This window comes from Pseudomonas sp. LBUM1679 (assembly GCF_059695565.1).
The window spans coordinates 3,946,439-3,967,647 of sequence record NZ_CP166774.1 but is presented as its reverse complement, the minus strand read 5'-3'; the positions used below and the strand labels follow the sequence as shown (position 1 = coordinate 3,967,647).

15 protein-coding genes are annotated in these 21,209 nt (G+C 62.3%); 5 read left to right on the top strand and 10 right to left on the bottom strand.

What is annotated here, in order from left to right; all coding sequences use genetic code 11:
- The first annotated feature begins 25 nt into the window (after positions 1-25).
- Positions 26-1,264, top strand: a complete 1,239-nt coding sequence (locus tag ACA062_RS17965) for a saccharopine dehydrogenase family protein (protein WP_138967162.1) — start codon at positions 26-28, stop codon at positions 1,262-1,264.
- Positions 1,265-1,833: 569 nt separating this feature from the next.
- Positions 1,834-2,763, top strand: coding sequence for a ZIP family metal transporter (locus ACA062_RS17960; RefSeq protein ID WP_497452306.1), 930 nt, complete (start codon positions 1,834-1,836; stop codon positions 2,761-2,763).
- A gap of 68 nt (positions 2,764-2,831) precedes the next feature.
- Here the strand turns inward: ACA062_RS17960 and ACA062_RS17955 are convergent, their stop codons facing one another.
- On the bottom strand, positions 2,832-3,764 hold the full coding sequence (locus ACA062_RS17955; RefSeq protein ID WP_497452305.1) for a DMT family transporter: 933 nt from the start codon (positions 3,762-3,764) through the stop codon (positions 2,832-2,834).
- A gap of 99 nt (positions 3,765-3,863) precedes the next feature.
- Between ACA062_RS17955 and ACA062_RS17950 the strand changes: the two genes are divergently transcribed.
- From ACA062_RS17950 to treS, 3 genes are all read left to right on the top strand, one after another.
- Complete coding sequence (locus ACA062_RS17950) at positions 3,864-4,733, top strand: LysR family transcriptional regulator (protein ID WP_497452304.1); 870 nt, start codon at positions 3,864-3,866, stop codon at positions 4,731-4,733.
- A 524-nt stretch (positions 4,734-5,257) separates the two neighbouring features.
- On the top strand, positions 5,258-7,960 hold the full coding sequence (gene mdeB / locus ACA062_RS17945) for an alpha-ketoglutarate dehydrogenase (protein WP_497452303.1): 2,703 nt from the start codon (positions 5,258-5,260) through the stop codon (positions 7,958-7,960).
- Positions 7,961-8,132: 172 nt separating this feature from the next.
- On the top strand, positions 8,133-10,199 hold the full coding sequence (treS, locus tag ACA062_RS17940; protein ID WP_497452302.1) for a maltose alpha-D-glucosyltransferase: 2,067 nt from the start codon (positions 8,133-8,135) through the stop codon (positions 10,197-10,199).
- A 372-nt stretch (positions 10,200-10,571) separates the two neighbouring features.
- Here treS and ACA062_RS17935 read toward each other — a convergent pair whose 3' ends face one another.
- From ACA062_RS17935 to ACA062_RS17895, 9 genes are all read right to left on the bottom strand, one after another.
- Positions 10,572-11,879, bottom strand: coding sequence for an OprD family porin (locus ACA062_RS17935; protein ID WP_497452301.1), 1,308 nt, complete (start codon positions 11,877-11,879; stop codon positions 10,572-10,574).
- A 166-nt stretch (positions 11,880-12,045) separates the two neighbouring features.
- Positions 12,046-12,618 (bottom strand): PPC domain-containing DNA-binding protein, encoded by a 573-nt coding sequence (locus ACA062_RS17930; protein ID WP_497452300.1) that lies wholly within the window; start codon positions 12,616-12,618, stop codon positions 12,046-12,048.
- A gap of 132 nt (positions 12,619-12,750) precedes the next feature.
- A complete protein-coding gene (locus ACA062_RS17925) occupies positions 12,751-14,328 on the bottom strand; it encodes an aldehyde dehydrogenase (NADP(+)) (RefSeq protein WP_497452299.1) in 1,578 nt (525 codons plus the stop codon).
- A 31-nt stretch (positions 14,329-14,359) separates the two neighbouring features.
- Positions 14,360-15,319, bottom strand: coding sequence for an amidohydrolase family protein (locus tag ACA062_RS17920; protein WP_497452298.1), 960 nt, complete (start codon positions 15,317-15,319; stop codon positions 14,360-14,362).
- A complete protein-coding gene (locus ACA062_RS17915) occupies positions 15,312-16,271 on the bottom strand; it encodes an amidohydrolase family protein (protein WP_497452297.1) in 960 nt (319 codons plus the stop codon). The genes ACA062_RS17920 and ACA062_RS17915 overlap by 8 nt, the downstream gene beginning before the upstream one ends.
- 15 nt (positions 16,272-16,286) lie before the next feature.
- Positions 16,287-16,748 carry a thioesterase family protein gene (locus ACA062_RS17910; protein ID WP_497452296.1) on the bottom strand — a complete coding sequence of 154 codons (462 nt, stop codon included), beginning with the start codon at positions 16,746-16,748 and terminating at the stop codon, positions 16,287-16,289.
- A gap of 70 nt (positions 16,749-16,818) precedes the next feature.
- Positions 16,819-18,717, bottom strand: a complete 1,899-nt coding sequence (locus tag ACA062_RS17905) for a TRAP transporter large permease (protein WP_497452295.1) — start codon at positions 18,715-18,717, stop codon at positions 16,819-16,821.
- A gap of 15 nt (positions 18,718-18,732) precedes the next feature.
- Complete coding sequence (locus ACA062_RS17900) at positions 18,733-19,776, bottom strand: TRAP transporter substrate-binding protein (RefSeq protein ID WP_497452294.1); 1,044 nt, start codon at positions 19,774-19,776, stop codon at positions 18,733-18,735.
- Between the two features lie 224 nt (positions 19,777-20,000).
- The gene (locus tag ACA062_RS17895) at positions 20,001-21,209 is read right to left on the bottom strand and encodes a CaiB/BaiF CoA transferase family protein (protein ID WP_497452293.1); all 1,209 of its coding nucleotides are present in this window, start codon (positions 21,207-21,209) and stop codon (positions 20,001-20,003) included.

The following is a 21,209-nucleotide window of genomic DNA, read 5'->3' as shown; positions in this document are numbered from 1 at the left end:
CTGGCGCAGAGGAGAGTTAGATAAATTGAAGAAGAACGTACTTATCATTGGTGCAGGAGGTGTCGCCAAGGTGGTGGCCCACAAGTGCGCGCAGCACAACGATGAACTCGGTCGTATTGCTATCGCGTCGCGCAACATCTCCAAATGCCAGGCCATCATCGACAGCGTCAAGGCCAAGGGCAGCCTCAAAGTGCCCGCTGAAATCACGGCCTTTGCGCTGAACGCCATGGATGTCGAGGCAACCAAGGCGCTGATCCGCGAGACCGGCTCGCAGATCGTCATCAACGTCGGCTCCAGCTTCCTCAACATGTCGGTGCTGCGTGCCTGCATCGATACCGGCGTGGCCTACCTGGACACCGCCATTCACGAAGAACCGGGTAAAATCTGCGAGACGCCGCCCTGGTATGGCAACTACGAGTGGAACCACCTCGAAGAGTGCAAAGAGAAGAACATCACCGCCATCCTCGGTGTGGGCTTCGACCCAGGTGTGGTCAACGCCTATGCGGCGCTGGCGCAACAACAGTATTTCGACCACATTGATTCGATCGACATTCTCGACGTCAATGCCGGTTCCCATGGCAAATATTTCGCCACCAATTTCGACCCGGAAATCAACTTCCGCGAATTCACCGGACAGGTGTGGAGCTGGCAGAACAGCCAGTGGACCAGCAACACCATGTTCGAAGTCAAACGCACCGACGACCTGCCGGTGGTAGGGGCGCAGAACCTGTACCTGACCGGCCACGACGAAGTGCACTCGCTGTCGAAGAACCTCGACGTGCCCAACGTGCGATTCTGGATGAGCTTCGGCGAGCACTACATCAATGTGTTCACGGTACTGAGGAACCTCGGCCTGCTCTCCGAGCAACCGGTCACGACCGCCGAAGGCCTGCAAGTGGTGCCGCTGAAAGTGGTCAAGGCCGTGCTGCCTGACCCGAGCTCGCTGGCGCCCGGCTACACCGGCAAGACCTGCATTGGCGATCTGGTCAAGGGCACCAAGGATGGCCAGCCGCGCGAGGTGTTCATCTACAACGTCGCCGATCACGAAGACGCCTACGCCGAAACCGACAGCCAGGGCATCTCCTATACCGCAGGCGTGCCACCGGTGGCAGCAGCCCTGCTGGTCGCCCGCGGCGAGTGGGACGTGCAGCGTATGGCCAACGTCGAAGAGCTGCCTGCCGAGCCGTTCCTCAAGGCGCTGGACGTGATGGGCCTGCCGACCCGCATCAAGGACGAGCATGGCGATCGTCCCCTGGCGCTGTAACGCCTGACACTCCCTCCCGATACAAGGTGCACCAGGGCTGGTGCACCTTGCTGTTTCGTTCGACTCCCTCTACAAAAAACTCTGCTTTGCTGATCCTCTGACACCCTTATAGGGCGGCTCGCGGCACGCGTTTGTCTTGTGCGATATAGATATCGACGGGTCACTGGAAGTTTGTATCCGCAGGGCATGCCGCCGACGACTGGCGGTAATTCGATGCATAGTCAACGGTTCAAGACCGCCTGTCGTGACTCAAAAATATTTTTAAAATTTTCAATCGGGCAATTGCTTCAGATGACTGTGGGCGGCGCATTCAGACCGCCTGTCACCGCACGCTGTTAAGGTGTGCGGTGCCTTTCCGTTACCAAGTGACTACTACCAAGTGACTACGGGGTGAATGACATGGCTTCGAATTTCAATAGGGGATCCCGGGACAGCTCCCTGGACCTGTCCGGTTTGATCAGCGCCACGGCGAAGGCATTCGAACGAGACGCACAGCGCATCTCAAGGCAGTTGCTGCCGATGACTTCAGGGGCAGGCCGCAAGCGGGCGAACAGTCGATAGGAGGTTGTATGGCAGATCCAGCGTCGTCTGGTGCAAGTGCATCACGCTCATGGCTTGAACTGGCTCGCAGCAGCAGTTGGCAGGGCGCCTGCTTCTGGTTGACCCTGACCATCGTCACGTTCCTGTTGCTGTTCAGTGGCTATAGCGCGCTGACCGGGGCCGACCCGAAGATACTGCATTTCGCGATGCTGGGCGGCACTGCCGGTTTCGCGGCGACAGCCCTGGGCGCCGTACTGGCGCTGGTGCTGCGTGAAGTGGCGGTGCGCACCCAGGACATGATGCTCGGCTTTGCCGCCGGGATGATGCTGGCGGCCAGTTCCTTTTCGCTGATCCTGCCCGGCATCGATGCGGCGCAGTCCATCACGGGCAACCAGATGGCGGCTGCCGCCGTCGTGGTGTTCGGGATGGGACTGGGCGCGGCGCTGATGGTCGGGCTGGATCGCTTTGTGCCCCATGAACACCAGAGGAGCGGAAGAAAAGGGCCCGAGGTGCAACGGATCAACCGGGTCTGGCTGTTTGTCCTGGCCATCACCCTGCACAACCTGCCCGAGGGCATGGCCATCGGCGTCAGCTTCGCCGACGGCGACATGACCGTGGGGCTGCCACTGACGACGGCCATCGCGCTGCAGGACATCCCGGAAGGTCTTGCCATCGCACTGGCGCTGCGGGTGACCGGTATCTCGGCACTGCGTGCAGCCCTGGTGGCCGTCGGTTCCGGCCTGATGGAACCCTTGGGCGCGGTGATCGGTCTCGGGGTGTCTTCCGGGTTTGCCTTGGGCTATCCGATCGCCCTGGGGCTGGCGGCCGGTGCGATGATCTTCGTGGTCTCCCATGAGGTGATTCCCGAGACGCACCGCAACGGGCATGAAACGCCTGCCACGTTGGGCTTGATGCTGGGGTTTGGGGTGATGATGTTTCTGGATACTGCGTTGGGCTAGCGTCTGGACGTCCTTCAGGGTCCGATATCATCGGACCTGCCTTCTCTCGTCGCCACGACCATTGTTCATTACGAGGAGCGGACGTGCCGCCCGGCCTTATCGGCACAATGTGTGTCAACAAGGCTCATCCCCAGCAACGGCAATCCCAGAAGCGTCAGCCCCACGCCCACCATTGCACTACTGGCCAACGGATCGCCGAACTGCAGCCAGGCCCAGATCATGGTCACCGGCGGGGTCAGGAACAGCGCGCCACTGATGCGCTGAATGCTGAACCGCTGCAGGCACAGCCAGTAGAAACCGTAGCCACCCAGCGTCGCAAAGACCACCAGCCACACCACTCCTGCTGCAAAGCCGGTACTCATCGGCGGCCTGATTTCGCCTTCAAGAGCCGCCAGCAGGGCAAACACCGGGATCACTGCACAGACCTGAATGAACAGCGCAGTCAGGGCGGACATCGATGCCCCGGGCAGTGCTTTCTGGTACAGCGTAGCCGCCGCCAGGGACAGGACTGCCAGCAGTGGCAAGCCATAAACCCGCAGATCAGTGGCGTCCCATTCGACACTGGCAGCGCTGGCCACCAGCATGCCGGTCAGACACAGCGCCAGTCCCAACCACTGCCAGCCGCGGGTGCGTTGCCCGGGCACGCTACCGGCCAACACCACGATCGTCAGTGGCAACAGATTGGCGATGAGTGAGGCTGTGCCTGGCGCCACCCCCAGCTGAATGGAGGCGGCGATCGGTCCGATATAGCCGCCAATCGCGAACAGCCCCAGCAGTCCTTGATGCGCCAGGTCGCGGCCGCGCAAGGCGCGCAAACCCGTCCAGGCGAAGGGCAGCAATACAGCCGCTGCCAGGATGAAACGCCAGAGCGTGGCCAGGTAGACGCTGCCCTGATCGGCCACGTACCGATAGCCGATGAAACCGGAGCTCCAGCTGACGACCATGGCCAACAACAGCAAGCCGCTGGCCAACAGCGATAAGCGGGGGGAAGGGACGTTCATCGAATGGCACCTGACAGTGGGCTGAGTTCGATGGTATGAATCAACAGGTGATGCAATCAAACGATACGATCAGCACAACTGGTGCAGGATTTATGAATCATGGCCGAGACGATCGATATTGAACTGCTGCGCACCTTCCATGCGATCGTGCGCTTCGGGCAGTTCCTGGCGGCTTCGAGCTTTTTGAACAAAAGCCCATCGGCGGTCAGTCTGCATGTGCGGCGCCTGGAAGCCCTGGCAGGGGGACGCTTGCTGGAGCGTGACAACCAGACCGTCAACCTGACTCCGCTGGGCCGTCGCTTTGCCCTGCAAAGTGCCGAGCTCCTGTTGCTGCACGACCGGATGCTTGCCAGCTTCAGTGCGCCGGTGGCCAGTGGCCGGGTCAGGCTGGGCATATCCGAAGAGTACGCCGGCGCGGTACTTGGTTGTACGCTGCCGCATTTGACCGCGGACTTTCCTTACATTGAGCTGGAGGTCGAAACCGGTTCCAGCGGGCGCTTGAACACTCGCCTGCAGCGCGGGCAACTGGATCTGGCGTTGCTGGTGGAGCCGGTTGACGTTATTGCGCCGGACACGCGCTGCATCAAGACCCTGGGCCTCACCCAGCCTGTCTGGGTGGCCGCCCACGACTACCGGCTGGACCTCGCCAGGCCGGTGCCTTTGGCTTTGCACGGCAAGGGCTGCCCGTATCGAAGTGTGGCGGTCGACGCGCTTACCCAGCTGGGCCGGCGCTGGCGGGTGGTCATCATGAGTGCCGGGGTCACCGCACTGGAAACCGCCATCGAAGCCGGACTGGCCGTCGGCATCGTCGACCGCGCTCAAGTGAGGCCAGGCATGCGCGTATTGTCCACGGCGGACGGGTTGCCTGAACTGCCGGTGCATGAACTGCGACTGATGCTGGCCCCGGGGAAATTGAGTGAAGCGGGGGAGGTGTTGGTGGGGTTGATCGGACACGGCTTCCAGCTCTGACGCGTTTTACGCGCATCCGAAAAATCCAACTCCGCCATGGAATCCCTTTGGGAGCCTGCTCGCGAAAGCTATGAAACAGTCAATGATGATGTTGAATGTGATGGCCCCTTCGCGAGCAGGCTCGCTCCCACATTGGATCTTCGCCGGGCGCAGTATTTGTGTACGACCCCGATCACCTGTGGGAGCGGGCTTGCTCGCGAAAGCGGTGGGTCAGGCGCCATCGAGGTTGAATGTGATGGCCTCTTCGCGGGCAAGCCTCGCTCCTACAGGGGGCGGTGGTATATACAAAATCTCCAAACTCGCACGGATCCCTGTGGGAGCGGGCTTGCCCGCGATAGCGGTGTGACAGGCGAAAAGCGCGTTGAAGCGTGTTTCGTCAACCCGTCCATGTGATGACTATTCTTTTACTGAATCAACTTCAAAAACCAGATCTGTCGTTGCCGCGGTAGAGCAAGTCAAAAGCTCGCCCGAGCGAGCCATTCGCGCCACCTTGAAGTGTTACCCGACACCTGCAGGAGTTGCCCATGAATCCGTCCGATCTTCACGCCCAATTGTCGGGCCAGGCCACCGAAGACGCTCAAGAAATCGCTGAATGGCGCGATGCGTTGCTGTCCGTCATCGCCCACGGCGGAACGGCCCAGGCCAAGCAGATCCTCGACATGCTGGTGGCCGTGGCAGGCGCTTCAGACATCGGCTGGCGGCCCAGTCACGGCACGCCCTACATCAATACCATCAGCGTTGAGCAGCAACCGGTGTTTCCCGGGGACCTGGCCATCGAAGAGCGCCTGGCGTCGATCATGCGCTGGAATGCCCTGGCGATGGTGGCCAGGGCCAATCACGCCTATGGGGAATTGGGCGGACACATTGCCAGTTACGCGAGCGCGGCGGATCTGTTCGAAGTGGGCTTCAACCACTTCTTCAAGGCCCGGACCGACACCGGAGGCGGTGATCTGGTGTTCTACCAGCCGCACTCGGCGCCAGGCGTCTATGCCCGAGCCTTTCTCGAGGGACGCCTGGAGGAACAGGATCTGCGGCACTATCGGCAAGAGATCGGCGCGCGCGCCCATGGCGCCCGGGGGTTGTCGAGTTATCCGCACCCCTGGTTGATGCCGGACTTCTGGCAGTTCCCGACCGGCTCCATGGGGATTGGTCCTATCAGTTCGATTTACCAGGCGCGCTTTATGCGCTATCTGGAGCACCGCGGCCTGCAAGACACCTCCGGGCGCACCGTCTGGGGGGTGTTTGGCGACGGTGAGATGGATGAGCCGGAAAGCATGTCGGCCCTGACCCTGGCGGCGCGTGAAGGGCTGGATAATCTGGTCTGGGTGATCAACTGCAACCTGCAGCGCCTGGACGGTCCGGTCCGGGGCAACGGGCGCATCATCGATGAGCTTGAGGCGCTGTTCGGCGGTGCCGGCTGGAATGTGATCAAACTGGTCTGGGGCTCCGACTGGGACGGACTGTTTGCCCGGGATAAAGACGGCGCGTTGGTCCAGGCATTGTCCAGCACTGTCGATGGCCAGTTTCAAACATTCGCGGCCAAGGATGGGCGCTTTAATCGCGATTATTTCTTCGGGCAGAACGAGGCATTGGCGCAGTTGGCCCAAGGCCTGAGCGACGAGCAGATCGACCGCCTCAAGCGCGGTGGGCACGACATGGTCAAGATCTTTGCCGCATATCAAAGCGCAATGCTTGAGGGCAAGAAGCCCACAGTGATCCTGGCTCAGACCAAGAAAGGGTTCGGTATGGGCGCGGCCGGGCAGGGCAAGATGACCGTGCACCAGCAGAAGAAACTCGATAACGAGGCAGTGCTCGCGTTCCGCAACCGTTTCAACCTGCCGCTGACCGATGAGCAGGCGATCTCGCTGAGCTTCTTCAAGCCCGAACAAGACAGTGCCGAAATGCGCTACCTGCATGAACGCCGCCGTGCACTGGGCGGGTACATGCCGTCGCGGCCTGCGACCGGCGAGTCATCATTGGCCGTACCCGATGTACACAGCTACGCCGGGTTTGCCATCGCCGCCGAAGGCAAGGAAATGTCCACCACCATGGCCTTCGTGCGGATGCTCAGCGGTTTGCTCCGGGACAAGCAGCTGGGGCCGCGCATCGTGCCGATCGTGGCGGATGAGGCGCGGACCTTCGGTATGGCCAGCCTGTTCAAGCAGATCGGCATCTATTCCAGCGTGGGGCAGCGCTATGAGCCGGAGGACATCGGTTCGATCCTGAGTTATCGGGAAGCCCTGGACGGGCAGATTCTCGAAGAGGGCATCAGCGAGGCCGGCGCCATCAGTTCCTGGGTGGCCGCCGCGACCAGCTATTCGGTGCATGGCCTGCCGATGCTGCCGTTCTACATCTACTACTCGATGTTCGGCTTCCAGCGCATTGGCGATCTGATCTGGGCGGCAGCGGATCAGCGGGCTCGCGGGTTCCTGCTCGGCGCTACCGCCGGGCGCACGACGCTGGGCGGCGAAGGCCTGCAGCATCAGGACGGCAACAGCCATTTGATGGCGTCGATGGTGCCCAACTGCCGTGCCTACGATCCGGCGTTCGCCGGCGAGTTTGCGGTGATCCTGGATCATGGCATGCGCCAGATGCTGGAGCGTCATGCGGACGAGTTTTATTACGTCACCTTGATGAACGAAAACTACCCGCAGCCCAACCTGCCTGCAGGCGTCGAACAGGCGATCATCAAGGGCATGTACCTGTTTGCCCGGCATCAAGTCGAGGAGGCACGCGGCGCAGTCCGGTTGTTGGGCTCCGGCGCCATCCTGCGCGAAGTGATGGCCGCCGCCGAGTTGCTCGCCAGCGATTGGGAGATCGACAGCCAGGTCTGGAGCGTCACCAGCTTTTCCGAACTGGCCCGTGATGCCCGTGAAGTGGAGCGCTGGAATCGCCTGCATCCCGGACAGCCCGCGCGCCGTAGCCATGTGCAGGCGTCGCTTGAAGGGTCGGCGCCGATCATTGCCTGCACCGATTACGTGCGCGCCGTGCCTCAGCTGATCTCAAGTTATCTGGAGGCCCGTTACACCGTGCTCGGCACCGACGGGTTCGGCCGCAGCGATACCCGCAGCCAGCTGCGCAGGTTTTTCGAAGTGGACCGTTATCAGATCGTCTTGAGTGCACTGACGTCACTGGAACACGAGGGACGCCTCGACGCCAGCGTCTGTGCCGAGGCCATTGCGCGGTATGCCATTGACGTGGATGCTGTGGCACCTTGGGATGCTTGAAAGCCGGGCTTCTGGCCGGGTCGCCACGCGTCGCCAGGCAAAACCACGCGGATATCACGCCCCTGCGATGCAACGAATGCCACACCAGGGCCTCATATAAAGACGAGCTGAGCCATTGGTACCGATGCAATGGCCGATTGCGGTTTCACCCCGACAATAGGTAATTGTTTATATGACGGCTGCTGAAAAGAACCAAGTGACCTGGTTGGTCGAACAATCCATGCTGCATGTCGCCAGGCAGCGGGCCAAGCTTTATTCCGGACAAGGCCGGATGTGGCAACAGCCTTATGCCCATACCCGGCCCCGTGATGCTTCGGCCCTGGCGTCCGTATGGTTCACCGCGTACCCGGCGTCCATCATCACCCGGGAAGAGGGCACCGTGCTTGAAGCGCTGGGCGATGAAACCCTGTGGCACGCGCTGTCGAAAATCGGTATCCAGGGGATTCACAATGGCCCGCTGAAACGCTCTGGCGGCCTGAAGGGCAGTGAATTCACCCCGACGATCGACGGCAATTTCGACCGGATCAGCTTCGACATCGACCCGCAACTGGGCACCGACGCCCAACTCCACGCGCTGACCCGCATGGCCGCCGCCCACAACGCCGTCATCATCGATGACGTCATCCCCTCGCATACGGGCAAAGGCGCGGATTTTCGCCTGGCCGAGATGGCGTACGAGGACTATCCGGGGCTCTACCACATGGTGGAAATCCGCGAAGAGGACTGGCCGCTGCTGCCGGAGATCGCCGAGGGGCGCGATGCGCAGAACCTCAGTCCGCCGCAGGTGGACATGCTGCGGGACAAGCATTACATCGTCGGCCAGCTGCAGCGGGTGATCTTCTTCGAGCCTGGGGTCAAGGAAACCGACTGGAGCGCGACATCGGTGGTGGTGGGCGTTGACGGCAAGCCGCGACGCTGGGTCTACCTGCATTACTTCAAGGAGGGGCAACCGTCGTTGAACTGGCTGGACCCGACCTTCGCCGCGCAGCAGATGATCATCGGCGATGCGTTGCATGCGATCGATGTCATGGGCGCGAAGATCCTGCGCCTGGACGCCAACGGCTTCCTCGGCGTCGAACGCAAGCTGGATGGCACCGCCTGGTCCGAAAGCCACCCGTTGTCGATCACCGGCAACCAGTTGCTGGGCGGCGCGATTCGCAAGGCCGGCGGCTTCAGTTTTCAGGAATTGAACCTGACGGTCGACGACATCGCCTCCATGTCCCACGGTGGCGCCGACCTGTCGTATGACTTCATCACCCGGCCGGCCTACCAGCATGCGTTGCTGATGGGCGACACCGAATTTTTGCGCTTGATGCTGCGCCAGATGCACAACCTCGGCATCGACCCGGGCTCGCTGATCCATGCCCTGCAGAACCATGACGAACTGACCCTGGAACTGGTGCATTTCTGGACCCTGCACGCCCACGACACCTTCCTCTATCAGGGCCAGACCTTCCCCGGCAACATCTTGCGCGAGCACATCCGCGAGCAGATGTACGAACGCCTGGCCGGAGAGCATGCGCCCTATAACCTGAAATTTGTCACCAACGGCGTGTCCTGCACCACCGCCAGCATCATCACCGCGGCGCTCGGCATTCGCGACCTCGATGGGATTACCCCGGCGGACATTCAGCAGATCCGCCAGGTCCATCTGCTGCTGGTGATGTACAACGCCATGCAACCCGGCGTGTTCGCACTGTCGGGCTGGGACCTCGTGGGTGCACTGCCGTTGCCGGCGGAGCAGGTCGCGGATCTGATGCTCGACGGCGATACCCGCTGGATTCATCGCGGTGCCTACGATCTGGTCGATCTCAATCCCGATGCACCGCTGTCGGCGGGGCAGATGCCGCGCGCGAAAACCTTGTACGGCAGCTTGATCAGTCAATTGGACGACCCGGATTCGTTTGCCTCGCAGCTGCAGAAAATTCTTGCGGCGCGGCGCGCCTACGATATCGCCGCCAGTCGCCAGATCCTGGTGCCGGATGTCGAGCATCCGGGGCTGTTGGTCATGGTCCATGAGTTGCCGGCCGGCAAAGGCACGCAAATCACCGCGCTGAACTTCGGCTCGACACCGATCACCGAAACCCTGCACCTGCCCAATATTGCGCCCGGGCCGGTGGTCGACATCATCAATGAGCGGGTTGAGGGCGATCTCACGCCCGAGGGCGATTTCACCATCACCCTGGATGCCTATGAAGGACTTGCACTGCGGGTGGTCAGTAGTTCGCCGATGATCTAACGACTGCACTCCCCAGATAAAAAAAACGCCACTCGATCCCGCAGTGGCGTTTTTTTTCGCGATGTCAGCGCTCAGACCCAAGTTCAAAATGTGGGAGCGAGACCGGCTTGCCGGCGAAGAGGCCAGCACATCCAACATTGATGTCGCCTGACACGCCGCTTTCGCTGGCAAGCCAGCTCCTACAGGTGATCGGGGTCCACACAAATCCTGCGCCCGGCAAAGGTCAAATGTAGGAGCTGGCTTGCCAGCGAAGAGGCCAGTACATCCAGCATCAATGTCGTCGGTCACACTGCATTCGCTGCGATGCGGCGACCCGACGAGTCCATTCAATTACAGGTGACCGGGTCGTTCACGGATAATGCGGCCGCGTGGTCAGAGCAGCGGCACGCTGTAGCTGACGAACAACCGATTCTGATCCTGGTCACGAGACGCTTCACTGTTGGTCTCGCCGTTACGCCAACCGAAACCGACGCCCTTGAGCGCGCCGGACTGGATCGTGTAATCCAGGCTGATATCCCGTTCCCACTCCTTCTGGTCGTCACCCGAGGCCGTCTTGATATGGTCACCGCTCAAATACATGACCGAGGCTTTGAGGCCCGGCATGCCGAGGGCGGCGAAGTCGTAGGCGTACTGGCCGAAGGCGGTGCGCTCGCCCGCGCGGGTGAAGGTCTGGATCAGGCGATCGGTATACAGGTACAGACTGGCGCCGCCGGCACCCTTGTCCGGCAGGTTGCCCTGGCTGAGCTGGGTGAAGTTGCTGCCGCTGGAAACGCTTTGGTAGCCCGCGGTGATGCCATGACCACCCAGGGTGTACACCAGCGTGGCACTCCAGGTGCGGTTGTCGATCTCGCCATCATTGTCTTCGGTGTAGCCACTGATTCGGTAGCCTGTGGTCCCCGAGCTGTTGGCCCCGGATGAATCTGTCTTGAAGTAGCGCAGGTCGGTTTTCAGCGATTGACCGTCCCCGATTGCCAGGGTGTGGACCAGGCCGACAAACTGCTGGGTGTAGTAGTTGTCGAGGTTGGCATAGTAATACTGGGCGGTCAGGTCCTTGGTGACTTTCCAGTCGCCGCCGGCGAAGTCGAATTCGTTGCTTTCACGGGTGCCACCGGTGGCGGCCAGCCCGGTCCGGTCGCTTGAACCCCGTCCTGTGGCATGTTCGATCCGGCCTCCAATGAGGGTCAGGTCCTTGAACTCGCTCGAGGTGACCTGGCCACCTTCGAAGGTCTGGGGCAGCAGGCGGCCATCGTTGGACACCAGGATCGGCAGCTTCGGCATCAGCGTGCCCAGGCGCAGTTCGCTTTTCGAGACCTTGACCTTGCCGGTCAGCCCCAGTCGGCTCCACTGGTCGACCGCGCTGTTGTCGCTGTCCGAGGGAATCATCGAGCTGCCGACGTGCCGGCCCATGCCGCTGTCCAGCGTGATGCCCATCAGTCCCAAGGCGTCGACGCCAAAGCCGAGGGTGCCATCGGTATAACCCGACTTGTAGTCGAGCATGAAACCCTGGGCCCACTCTTCGGTTTTCGAAGGTGCGGCCGTGCCGTCACGGTTGTCGTTATTGAAGTAGAAGTTGCGCATCCCCAGGGTGGCTTTGCTGTCACTCAAGAAGTCCGCATGGGCCTGGCTGCCGAGTGCAAGAGCGCCCAGTGCAACCGTTACCGCCGTCTTATTTGTGCTCATGTATATCGCCCCTTTTTTTGTAGTTTGAAGTTGGGAGCGGACGTGTCCGCGCATGCTATCGGTCAGATGCAAGTTTCAAGGAATATCAGGGTTGCTCCCGCCACGGCGGGTGTCGGCAAAGTGCGCTGCCTGCGGGAGCGATGTTGTCGAATCGGAGGGGCTTGGGTTAAATACCCAGCACATTGGCGCCGATGCACGGGTCGATCCCGCGCTCCAGGCGACGCTGGTGGACGATTACGGTGATTTCCATCGAGCCGGTGGTGACATCGAAGTCGAGGATATGGCCGCCATAGGCCTGGAAGGTCGCGTCACCGGCGACGCCGTGCATGTGGATCGAAGGCTGGTCGTTCTTCCACGCCACGGAGCCGGTGATGCTCGCCATTTCGACGCTGTTCAGAGTCTTGGCGTCGAAGTCTTTTTTGTCCTTGTTCCAGAACCCGAACTTGACGTTGCCGAAGCCGATGCCGCTGATGGAGGCGCTAGGGATTTTCTCGGCAATGGCCAGTTTGGTCAGTTCCTTGAAGGCGTTATCGCCCATGCGCAGAACCATGAAATAACCGGTGGGGGTCTTGGTGTAGCGCGGGGTCGCTTCGGTTGCACATTGCATGGGCGCTGTCGTGGCGGTTGGCTGGGCTTGGGCAACGGCCGGTTGAGTGGCCGCTGTGGTGAACATCACGGCGGCGGTCATGGCCAATAGCAGTTTGCAAAGGCAGTGTCTGGTCTGAAGCTGAACGTGCATGGGGCTTCCTCTGTTTTTGTTGTTGTGTGGGTGCAACGGATTTTGAGACGAGTGTCCCCGGCGCCTGTTTTGCAACAGGCGCGGGTAGTTGTTGTTAACGGTGGGCGTTAGTTGGAGCCGAGCCTTGGTGGCTTACAGCGAATCGCGGCTGCCGACGCCGTCAATCAATCGCGTAATGCCCAGCGGGTTGCAGTTCTTCAGGGCGTCCGGCAACAAGCTGTCGGGACAGTTCTGGTAACACACCGGGCGCAGGAAACGATCGATCGCCAACGTCCCGACCGAGGTGCCGCGTGCATCCGAAGTCGCCGGATACGGCCCGCCGTGGACCATGGCATCGCAGACTTCGACTCCGGTGGGGTAGCCGTTGAACAGCACGCGTCCGACTTTCTGTTCCAGCACGGCCAGCACCTCGCCCAGGGAGTCGAGTTCCGTATCCTCGACGATCAGGGTGGCGGTCAACTGGCCGCGCATACCGTTCAGCGCCTCGAGCAACTCGGCCTGGTCAGCGACTTCGACCACGACGGTGGTCGGGCCAAACACTTCTTCCTGTAGTAACTCATCACCCTCGATCAACAGGCTGACGTCGGCCTTGAACACTTGCGGCCGCGCCTGGTTGCCCTGTTGTTCGGCGCCGGCCAGGTGGGTGATGCCGGGGTGGGCGCGAAGGTTGTCCAGGCCGTGGCAATAGCTTTTCAACGCGCCGGCGTTAAGCATCGTTTGCGCGGGTTGTTCGCCCATCAGCCCGGTAAACCGTTCGAGGAAGGTCGAGAACTCGGGTGAGCGGATGCCCAGCACCAGACCGGGATTGGTGCAAAACTGCCCTGCGCCCAATACCACCGAAGCGGCCAGTTCGCCGGCGATTTTCTCGCCCCGGACTTTCAGCGCCTGGGGCATCAGCACCACCGGGTTGATGCTGCTCATCTCGGCGAACACCGGGATCGGTTGCGGGCGTGCCGCCGCCATGTCACACAACGCACGCCCCCCGCGCAAAGATCCGGTGAAGCCCACGGCCTGGATCAACGGGTGCTTGACCAGGGCCTCGCCGACGCTGCCGTAGAGCAGGTTGAACACGCCCTCGGGCATCCCGGTTTTGCGCGCTGCGCGAGTGATCGCATCGGCGACGTAATCGGCCGTGGCCATATGACCGCTGTGGGCCTTGAACACCACCGGGCAACCGGCGGCCAGGGCCGAAGCGGTGTCGCCACCGGCGGTGGAGAAGGCCAGCGGAAAGTTGCTGGCGCCGAACACGGCGACCGGCCCGAGCCCGCTGCGGTACTGGCGCAGGTCGGGTCGCGGCAAGGGTTGGCGGTCCGGCAATGCACGGTCGATGCGTGCGCCGTAGAAGTCGCCGCGGCGCAGCATCGTGGCGAACAGGCGCATCTGGCCGCTGGTGCGGGCCCGCTCGCCCTGAATGCGGCCGGCGGACAGGGCGGTTTCCCGGCACACCAGGGCAATGAACGAATCGTCCAGCGCCTCGAGCTCGGTGGCGATGGCGTCGAGGAACCCGGCGCGGCGGGCAGCCGACAGGTTGCGAAAGATCGGGAAGGCAGAGGCCGCCGCTTCGGCGGCCGCATTCACTTCAGCCGCGGTCGCCTGGTGGAATCGATAGGGCAGCGCTTCGCCGCTGCTGGCGTCGTGGCTCTGCAAGGTGTTCGAGCCTTGGGCCGAGCGGCTGCCTGCGATGTAGTTGTGGCCTGAAACTTCAAACATGGGAACTCCTGAAGGGCTGTTCAAATAGGGATCAAGTGAGGCGGTAGAGGCGTCGGGCGTTGTCATGAAACAGGGCAAGCCGCTCGGCGAGGGAACGTTCCCTGACGATGGTCTTGAAGCCATCGAGCACTTCGCTGAGGCTGTTCACCACGCCGTCGACCGGGTAATTGCTGGCAAAGGCACAGCGACTGACATCGAAGATCGAGATCGCATCGTTCACCACCCCGCGGTTCGACTCGACAGGCCAGGCCTTGCCCGGGATGCAGATGCCGGAAATCTTCAGCGCGACGTTCGGTTCCCGTGCCAGCACTGCGAGGTTGTCACGCCAGCTGGCCAGGCCTTGCTCCGAGCGATCCGCCGGCAGCGCCGTGTGATTGACCACGATGGTCACGTCGGGAAAGTCCCTGGCCAGCTCGGCCGCTTCCGGCAGGTGCCACCAGGGCGCCTGCAACTCGAAGTGCAGGCCGTTATCCGCCAGTCGGGCATATCCGTCGCGCCAGCGGGGATCACGCATCGAGCCAGGTGCCGCGAAATCCTCACGCCATGCCTCAAGGCTGGTCACCACGGGTTTGTGGCGCACGCCGCGCACCAATGGGTGATCGCCGTACAGGCGAAGCAGATCGGTCGCGTCTTCACGATCGAGCCAGACCTGCGCCACCATCGCGGCCAGGGTGGGTTCGTCTTTGGCCAATGACTCGACAAAACGAACCTCGTCAAAGGGCGTCGCCGGGTCCCATTCACCTTCGATGACCACCGTCTGCACGATGCGGTGGCTGCCGGTGAGCCGGCGATAGTCCTCGGGTAGAAAGTTGCGGCAGATCGACGAGTAATCGCCATAACGAAACGGCCGCAACGGTCGATCGTTCAGCCACGGGTAGTAATGGGCCTCGATGTCGAAATAGTGTTGATGCGCGTCGACGATGGGCAAATCCGCGTCTTCGCCGCTGGCTAGAAAGCGAGCACGCCAGTCGATGTTCGTTAACTCATCCATGCGGTTGCTCCAGGCGATAAAAGCGTCGCGCATTGCCGGCGAACACCGCTTCCTGCACCGCACGCCCCAGGGGCGCGAGCATCGCGGCCATGCCATCGGCAATCGTGTCGTAGGAGGCGCGCAACCCGGCGACCGGAAAGTTGCTGGCGAACATGCAGCGTTCCAGGCCGAAGATCTCCAGCGCGGTCAGCACCACCATCCGGTTGTCGTCGTAGTTCCAAGGCGAGTCTTTGAGGCCGAACTCCGAGAGCTTGATCTGCACGTTGGGCTGCAGAGCCAGTGCTTCCAGGCCCTTGCGCCAGCGCGCCATGCCTGGCGGGCTGCGATCCCAGGCGAATCCGGTGTGGTTCAGTGCGATCGGGATCTGCGGGAACATGGCCGCCACTTCGGCGGCTTCGACCAGGTGCCAGGGCGGAACGCGCAGGTCCCACGACAGACCGTGCTCAGCCAGCCGCGAAAACCCTTCCAGCCATTTCGGGTCTTGCATGGTTCCTTTTGCGCCGGCCACCGATACCTCCGGCGAAGCCGAGGTGACCGGTTTCGAGCGTATGCCTCTCACCAGTGGGCGAGCGGCCTGTGCGGCGAGAATCTCCGCGCTGTCTTCGCGGTCGAACCAGGCGTGGGCAACGATGGCATTGGGGAAGCCATAGCGTGCGTGCACCTGTTCCAACCAGCGGGTCTCGGCGACCTGCTGGTCGCGGGCGCGCTCGGCCTCGACGTGCACCGTGCCGACCAACCGTTGCTTTTCGGTCAGGGCCAGGAAGTGTTCCGGCAGGAAATCGCGGCACAGGCTGTGATAGTCCCCGAGGAAAAAATCCTCGTGATACTCGTCCTGCAGCCAGGGATAACGACCGTTGCCCAGGTCCCACAGGTGATGGTGGGCATCGACAATCGGCAGCGCATCCCCGGCCGCCAGGTTCGGCAGGCCGTTGCGTTCATGCAGGGTGATCATGAGGTCGTCCCTTGCTCAGCGCGACGCGGCGAATTGGGAAGGGCTGAGCACGCCGTCTTCGACTTCGCCGGCGGCGGCCGCCTCGGCCTTGGCTTGTACGCGGCTGCGCAGTTTGGCCACGTTCACCACCACGCGGGTATGGGCGGCGGTCGCCACCAGCTCGACGTCATCGCGCACCTCGACATTGAAGGTGACACTGCGCCCCTCGATCCGGGTGACCGTAGCAACGATGCTAACGGACATGCCCAGCAGCGTGGCGCCGACATGCCGGATATCGACCGCGGCGCCGACCGTGTTCTCGCCCTCATCGAGGAAGGTCAGCAGGTAATCCAGACACGTCTGTTCGATGTCATCCACCAGGCGCGGCGTGGCGTAGATGCGCAAGTCCTCACCCAGGAACGAGATGGTGCGCGCCTTGTCGACGATCAGTTGGCGTTCGGTGGCGGCGGTGCCGGCTTCCAGCGTGGAGAAGTTCATGAGCGACCTCGTGTTCTCAGAGTGTCGACAGTCGCAGCGACGACTGTCGGCCGGGATGGCAAAGGATGATTTATTTAGTGGGCAGGAAACCGATGGAAATCCATGGCACGGCGATCAGCACCCCCAGGGCGACAACCAACGCCCCGAGATACGGCCAGACCCGGCGCATGGCGCCGCTGGGGTCGACCTTGGCGATGGCGCAGGCGGCGTAGAAACCCACGCCAAACGGCGGGGCGAACAGGCCCAGGCCCATGGCGAAGATCGCGACCATGGCGTAATGCACGTCGTGGATGCCCATGGCCTTGGCAATCGGGAACAGCAGCGGCCCGAACAGCACGATGGCCGGGATGCCTTCGAGAAAACTGCCCAGCAGGATGAACGCCACGGCGGAAATGATCAGGAAACCCAGCGCCCCCCCCGGCACCGTCGACATCACTTGCGCCAGCTGATGGGAGAAGCCCGACTGGGTCAGCGCCCAGGCCATGGCGGTTGCGCTGCCGATGATGATCAGGATCGCCCCGGACAGCGACGCGGTGCTGACCAGGATCGGATACAGGCGGCGCCAGTCGAAGCAGCGGTAGCACAGCAAACCGACGATAAAGGTGTAGGCGACGCCGATGGCGGCGACTTCGGTAGCGGTGGCGACGCCTTCGACCACCGCGGTGCGGATCACGAACGGCAACGCCAGGGCCGGCACCGCGACCAGCAACGAACGGCCGATTTCCTTGCCCGAAGCGCGCTTGCCGGTGGAGGCCTCGCCTTTGCGGTTTTTCCACCAGATCACCGCCGCCATGGCGATCGCACCCACCACCGCCGGCATGAAGCCACCGGTGAACAGGGCGGAGATCGACACGCCGGTCACCGAGCCGATGGTGATCAGCACCAGGCTTGGCGGAATGGTTTCCGACATCGCCCCGGAGGCATTGAGCATCGCCACCAGTTCGTTTTCATCCTCGCCGCGCTTCTTCATTTCCGGAAACAGCGCCGGGGCGATGGCAGCCATGTCGGCAGCCTTGGAACCTGAAATGCCGGAGATCAGATAGATGGCACCGATCAGCACGTAGGACAGCCCGCCACGCACATGGCCAATCAACGAGCAGAGGAAGCTGATCATCGCCCGGGCCATGCCCATGGCTTCGATCAGCGCGCCCAAAAATACAAACAGCGGGATCGCCAGTAGGATCAGGCTGGCCATGCCTTCGTCCATCCGGCCCACCACCAGGCTCAAGGGCGTGCCGGTCATGGTCGACAGGTACGCCACGGTGGCCAGACCGAACGCGACCATGATCGGCACGCCGATGATGATCATCGCCATCACGCCGATCATGAAGAAGATGACCAGGTTCCAGTTGCCCATCAGCAGCAGGGGGCCTTCCGCCACCCATAGCAACCCGCCGAGGGAGGCGAGCATCGCCACCGACACCGAAAAGTCGATCAACCGCGCACTGGTCAGCAGGCGGGCGACACAGGTCATCAGCATCAGGCTCAGACCGACCGCGATGGCGGACACGCGAAAGGCGTTGGGAATTTCCAGGGCAGCGGTGGTGATGATCCATTCGTCGCTGACGTACTCCCAGGCCGGGGTGAACAGCAACCCGATGAAGGTGATCACGATCACCGCGCCGAGGGTGTCGGCGAAGGCGCGTTTTTCCACCGTCAGCCGCGCGATGAACGAGGTGAGGCGCATGTGCTCGCCCCGGCGCATCGCCACCACCGAGCCGAGCATCGCCAGCCACAGGAACAGCAGCGAAGCCAGCTCGTCACCCCAGACGATGGGCTGGTTGAGCACGTAGCGCGAGAACACGTTGCAGAACAGCAACACCACTTCGACCACCACCAGCAACGCTGCGCTGCCTTCGGTCAGCCAGCGCAGGCCGGTGTCGAGCGCGCGACCCAGGCGAAAGGTGGCGGCGCGCGGGCTGAGTCCTTCAGCGGGAGATACGTCCGTCATTGGCAGTTCGTTTTTCATGACCTTGTCTCCGGCTTAGGACAGTTGACCCGCGTACTGCTCGAGCAAGCTCCAGGCTTCGTCGCCGTACTTTTCCTTCCATTGGGTGTAGAAGCCTTTCGATTGCAGATCGGCCCTGAACAATGAACGGTCGACCTTGTTGAAGGTGATGCCATGAGCGGTCAGGGACGGTTCCAGGCTCGCGTTGAGGTCGATCACCTGCTGACGCTGGACCAGCGCCGCGGCGTTGATCTGGCGGGAAACGATTTCCTGCACATCGGCGGGCAGTTTTGGAAAGGTCTTGCCCGAGGCGACGATCCAGAACCCGCCCCAGATGTGGTCGGTCATCGAGCAGTATTTCTGCACTTCATAGAAGCGCGCGGACTCCACGACCACCAACGGGTTTTCCTGGCCGTCGACCACTTTGGTCTGCAGCGCCGAGTAGGTTTCGTTGATGCTGATGCCGGTCGGAGAGGCGCCCAGGGCGCTGAACATGGAGGTCCACAGCGGGCTGACCAGCACCCGCAGCTTGAAGCCGGCCAGGTCCTGCGGGGTGAAGATCGGCCGCGTCGAGCTGGTGATCTGGCGGAAGCCGTTGTTCCAGACTTTCTCCATCGGGATCAGGCCGACCTTGGCGGTCTTGGCGCGCACGTACTCGCCCAGCTTGCCGTCCAGGGCGGCCCAGACGCTGTCGTAGTCCTTGAAGGCAAAGGGCATGCTTTCAATGGACATGGCCGGCACCAGGGTGGAGAGGATGGCGCCGGGCAACGGGATGAAGTCGATTGCCCCGGCACGGACCTGGGACAGCATGTCGGTGTCGCCGCCCATGGCGCCGTTGGCGTACACCTGCAGGTCCACCGCGCCGTTGGTTTCGGTCTTGATCGCGAGTGACGCGGCCTTCATCTGGATGTTCAGCGGATGGGTGTCGGGCAGGCTGCTGGTGTAGCGCAGCACGATGGGTTTGGTCGCGGCGAAGACGCTGGAGGGCAGCAGGTTGGCGGCGAATGCACCGCCCACGGTGATGCCGGCAGACATTAGAAATGATCGGCGGCTGACGGCCTCGGTCAAGATACGGCTCATGATGTTCACCTTGTTGTTTTTGTTGTTCTAAAAAACTTTCGGATCAACTGATCGAACGCTGCTCCCTGTAGGAGCGAGCTTGCTCGCGATGGTCGTTAACGATATCGCGGGCTTTCTGGTTAAGCGCGGCGCTCTCAGGTCCATCGCGAGCAAGCTCGCTCCCACAGGGGATCGGGATCGGGATCAGGATCAGGATCAGGATCGGGTTCTGGTGTTGTGGCGGTTCAGGATGCGAGTGCCACGACCGCCCGGGTGCGAATCAACTCATCGATTTCACCTTCCGCATAACCACTTTCCTTCAGCACTTCGCGGGTGTGTTCGCCGAGCAGCGGAGCGTGGCGGCTGGTGGGCGGCGCGGCGCTGTCCATGTCGGAGAAGTGAATCGGCAGGCCCATGCCGCGTACCCGGCCTTCGGTGGGGTGTTCGGTTTCGACGACCATGCCCCGGGCGATGGTTTGTGGATGGGCCAGCGCCGCGGCAATGTCCAGCACCGGCCCGGCAGGCAGGCCGAGGCTGTCGAACACCACCATCCATTGATCCGTGGTGCGCGCCACCAGCACTTCGTTGAGGATTTCCACCAGGGCCAGGCGGTGCTCCATGCGCAACGCGTTGCTGGCGAAGCGCGGATCGGCCTTCAGTTGCGGCACGGCCAGGGCTTCGACCAGTCGTTCGTAGTTGGCCTGGTTGGCAGCGCCGATGTTGATCCAGCCGTCGGCGGTGCGGAACACCTGATACGGCGCGCTGGTGGAGTTGGCCGAACCCATCTTCGGCAGGATGGTACCGTCGGCGAAGTACGCGGCCGCCGGCCAGTACATCTGTTGCAAACCGGCTTCGAACAACGAGGTGTCGACCATCTGCCCCAGCCCGGTTTTCTGTTTGGCGGCATAGGCGGCGCAAATGCCGAGGGCGGCGAGGATCCCGGAGTTGATGTCGGCCACCGGCGAACCGGCCTTGACCGGCTCGCGCCCGGCTTCACCGGTCATGCTCATCATGCCGCTCATGCCCTGGGCGATCAGGTCGAAACCGCCTTTCTCGCCGAACGGCCCGCTGCGCCCGTAACCGGAGATCGCGCAGTAGATCAGTCCGGGGTTGATCACTTTGAGCGCTTCATAGCCCAGGCCGAATTTCTCCATGGTGCCGGCCCGGTAATTTTCCGTGACCACATCGGCATCCAGCAACAGGCGGCGCAACACGTCGCGGCCGCCGTCGGTTTTCAGGTTCAGGCCGATCCCGCGCTTGTTGCGGTTGACCACCATGAAGGAGGCGGATTCGCCGCTGGCCATGATCGGCGAGAATCGCCGCGAATCATCGCCGTCCGGGACTTTCTCGACCTTCACCACGTCGGCGCCCATGTCGGCCAGCATCATCCCGCACACCGGGCCGGACATGATGTGAGCCAGTTCTACAACGCGCATGCCTGTCAGCGGTCCCAT

Excerpts from the sequence above, each read along its gene's own strand:
- ACA062_RS17955 (WP_497452305.1), bottom strand. The coding sequence starts at position 3,764 with ATGAACGTCCCTTCCCCCCGCTTATCGCTGTTGGCCAGCGGCTTGCTG.
- ACA062_RS17930 (WP_497452300.1), bottom strand. The coding sequence starts at position 12,618 with ATGCACGTTCAGCTTCAGACCAGACACTGCCTTTGCAAACTGCTATTG.
- ACA062_RS17925 (WP_497452299.1), bottom strand. The coding sequence starts at position 14,328 with ATGTTTGAAGTTTCAGGCCACAACTACATCGCAGGCAGCCGCTCGGCC.
- ACA062_RS17915 (WP_497452297.1), bottom strand. The coding sequence starts at position 16,271 with ATGATCACCCTGCATGAACGCAACGGCCTGCCGAACCTGGCGGCCGGG.
- ACA062_RS17960 (WP_497452306.1), top strand. The coding sequence starts at position 1,834 with ATGGCAGATCCAGCGTCGTCTGGTGCAAGTGCATCACGCTCATGGCTT.
- ACA062_RS17920 (WP_497452298.1), bottom strand. The coding sequence starts at position 15,319 with ATGGATGAGTTAACGAACATCGACTGGCGTGCTCGCTTTCTAGCCAGC.
- treS (WP_497452302.1), top strand. The coding sequence starts at position 8,133 with ATGACGGCTGCTGAAAAGAACCAAGTGACCTGGTTGGTCGAACAATCC.
- ACA062_RS17895 (WP_497452293.1), bottom strand. The coding sequence starts at position 21,209 with ATGGGACCGCTGACAGGCATGCGCGTTGTAGAACTGGCTCACATCATG.
- ACA062_RS17910 (WP_497452296.1), bottom strand. The coding sequence starts at position 16,748 with ATGAACTTCTCCACGCTGGAAGCCGGCACCGCCGCCACCGAACGCCAA.
- ACA062_RS17950 (WP_497452304.1), top strand. The coding sequence starts at position 3,864 with ATGGCCGAGACGATCGATATTGAACTGCTGCGCACCTTCCATGCGATC.
- ACA062_RS17905 (WP_497452295.1), bottom strand. The coding sequence starts at position 18,717 with ATGAAAAACGAACTGCCAATGACGGACGTATCTCCCGCTGAAGGACTC.
- ACA062_RS17935 (WP_497452301.1), bottom strand. The coding sequence starts at position 11,879 with ATGAGCACAAATAAGACGGCGGTAACGGTTGCACTGGGCGCTCTTGCA.
- mdeB (WP_497452303.1), top strand. The coding sequence starts at position 5,258 with ATGAATCCGTCCGATCTTCACGCCCAATTGTCGGGCCAGGCCACCGAA.
- ACA062_RS17900 (WP_497452294.1), bottom strand. The coding sequence starts at position 19,776 with ATGAGCCGTATCTTGACCGAGGCCGTCAGCCGCCGATCATTTCTAATG.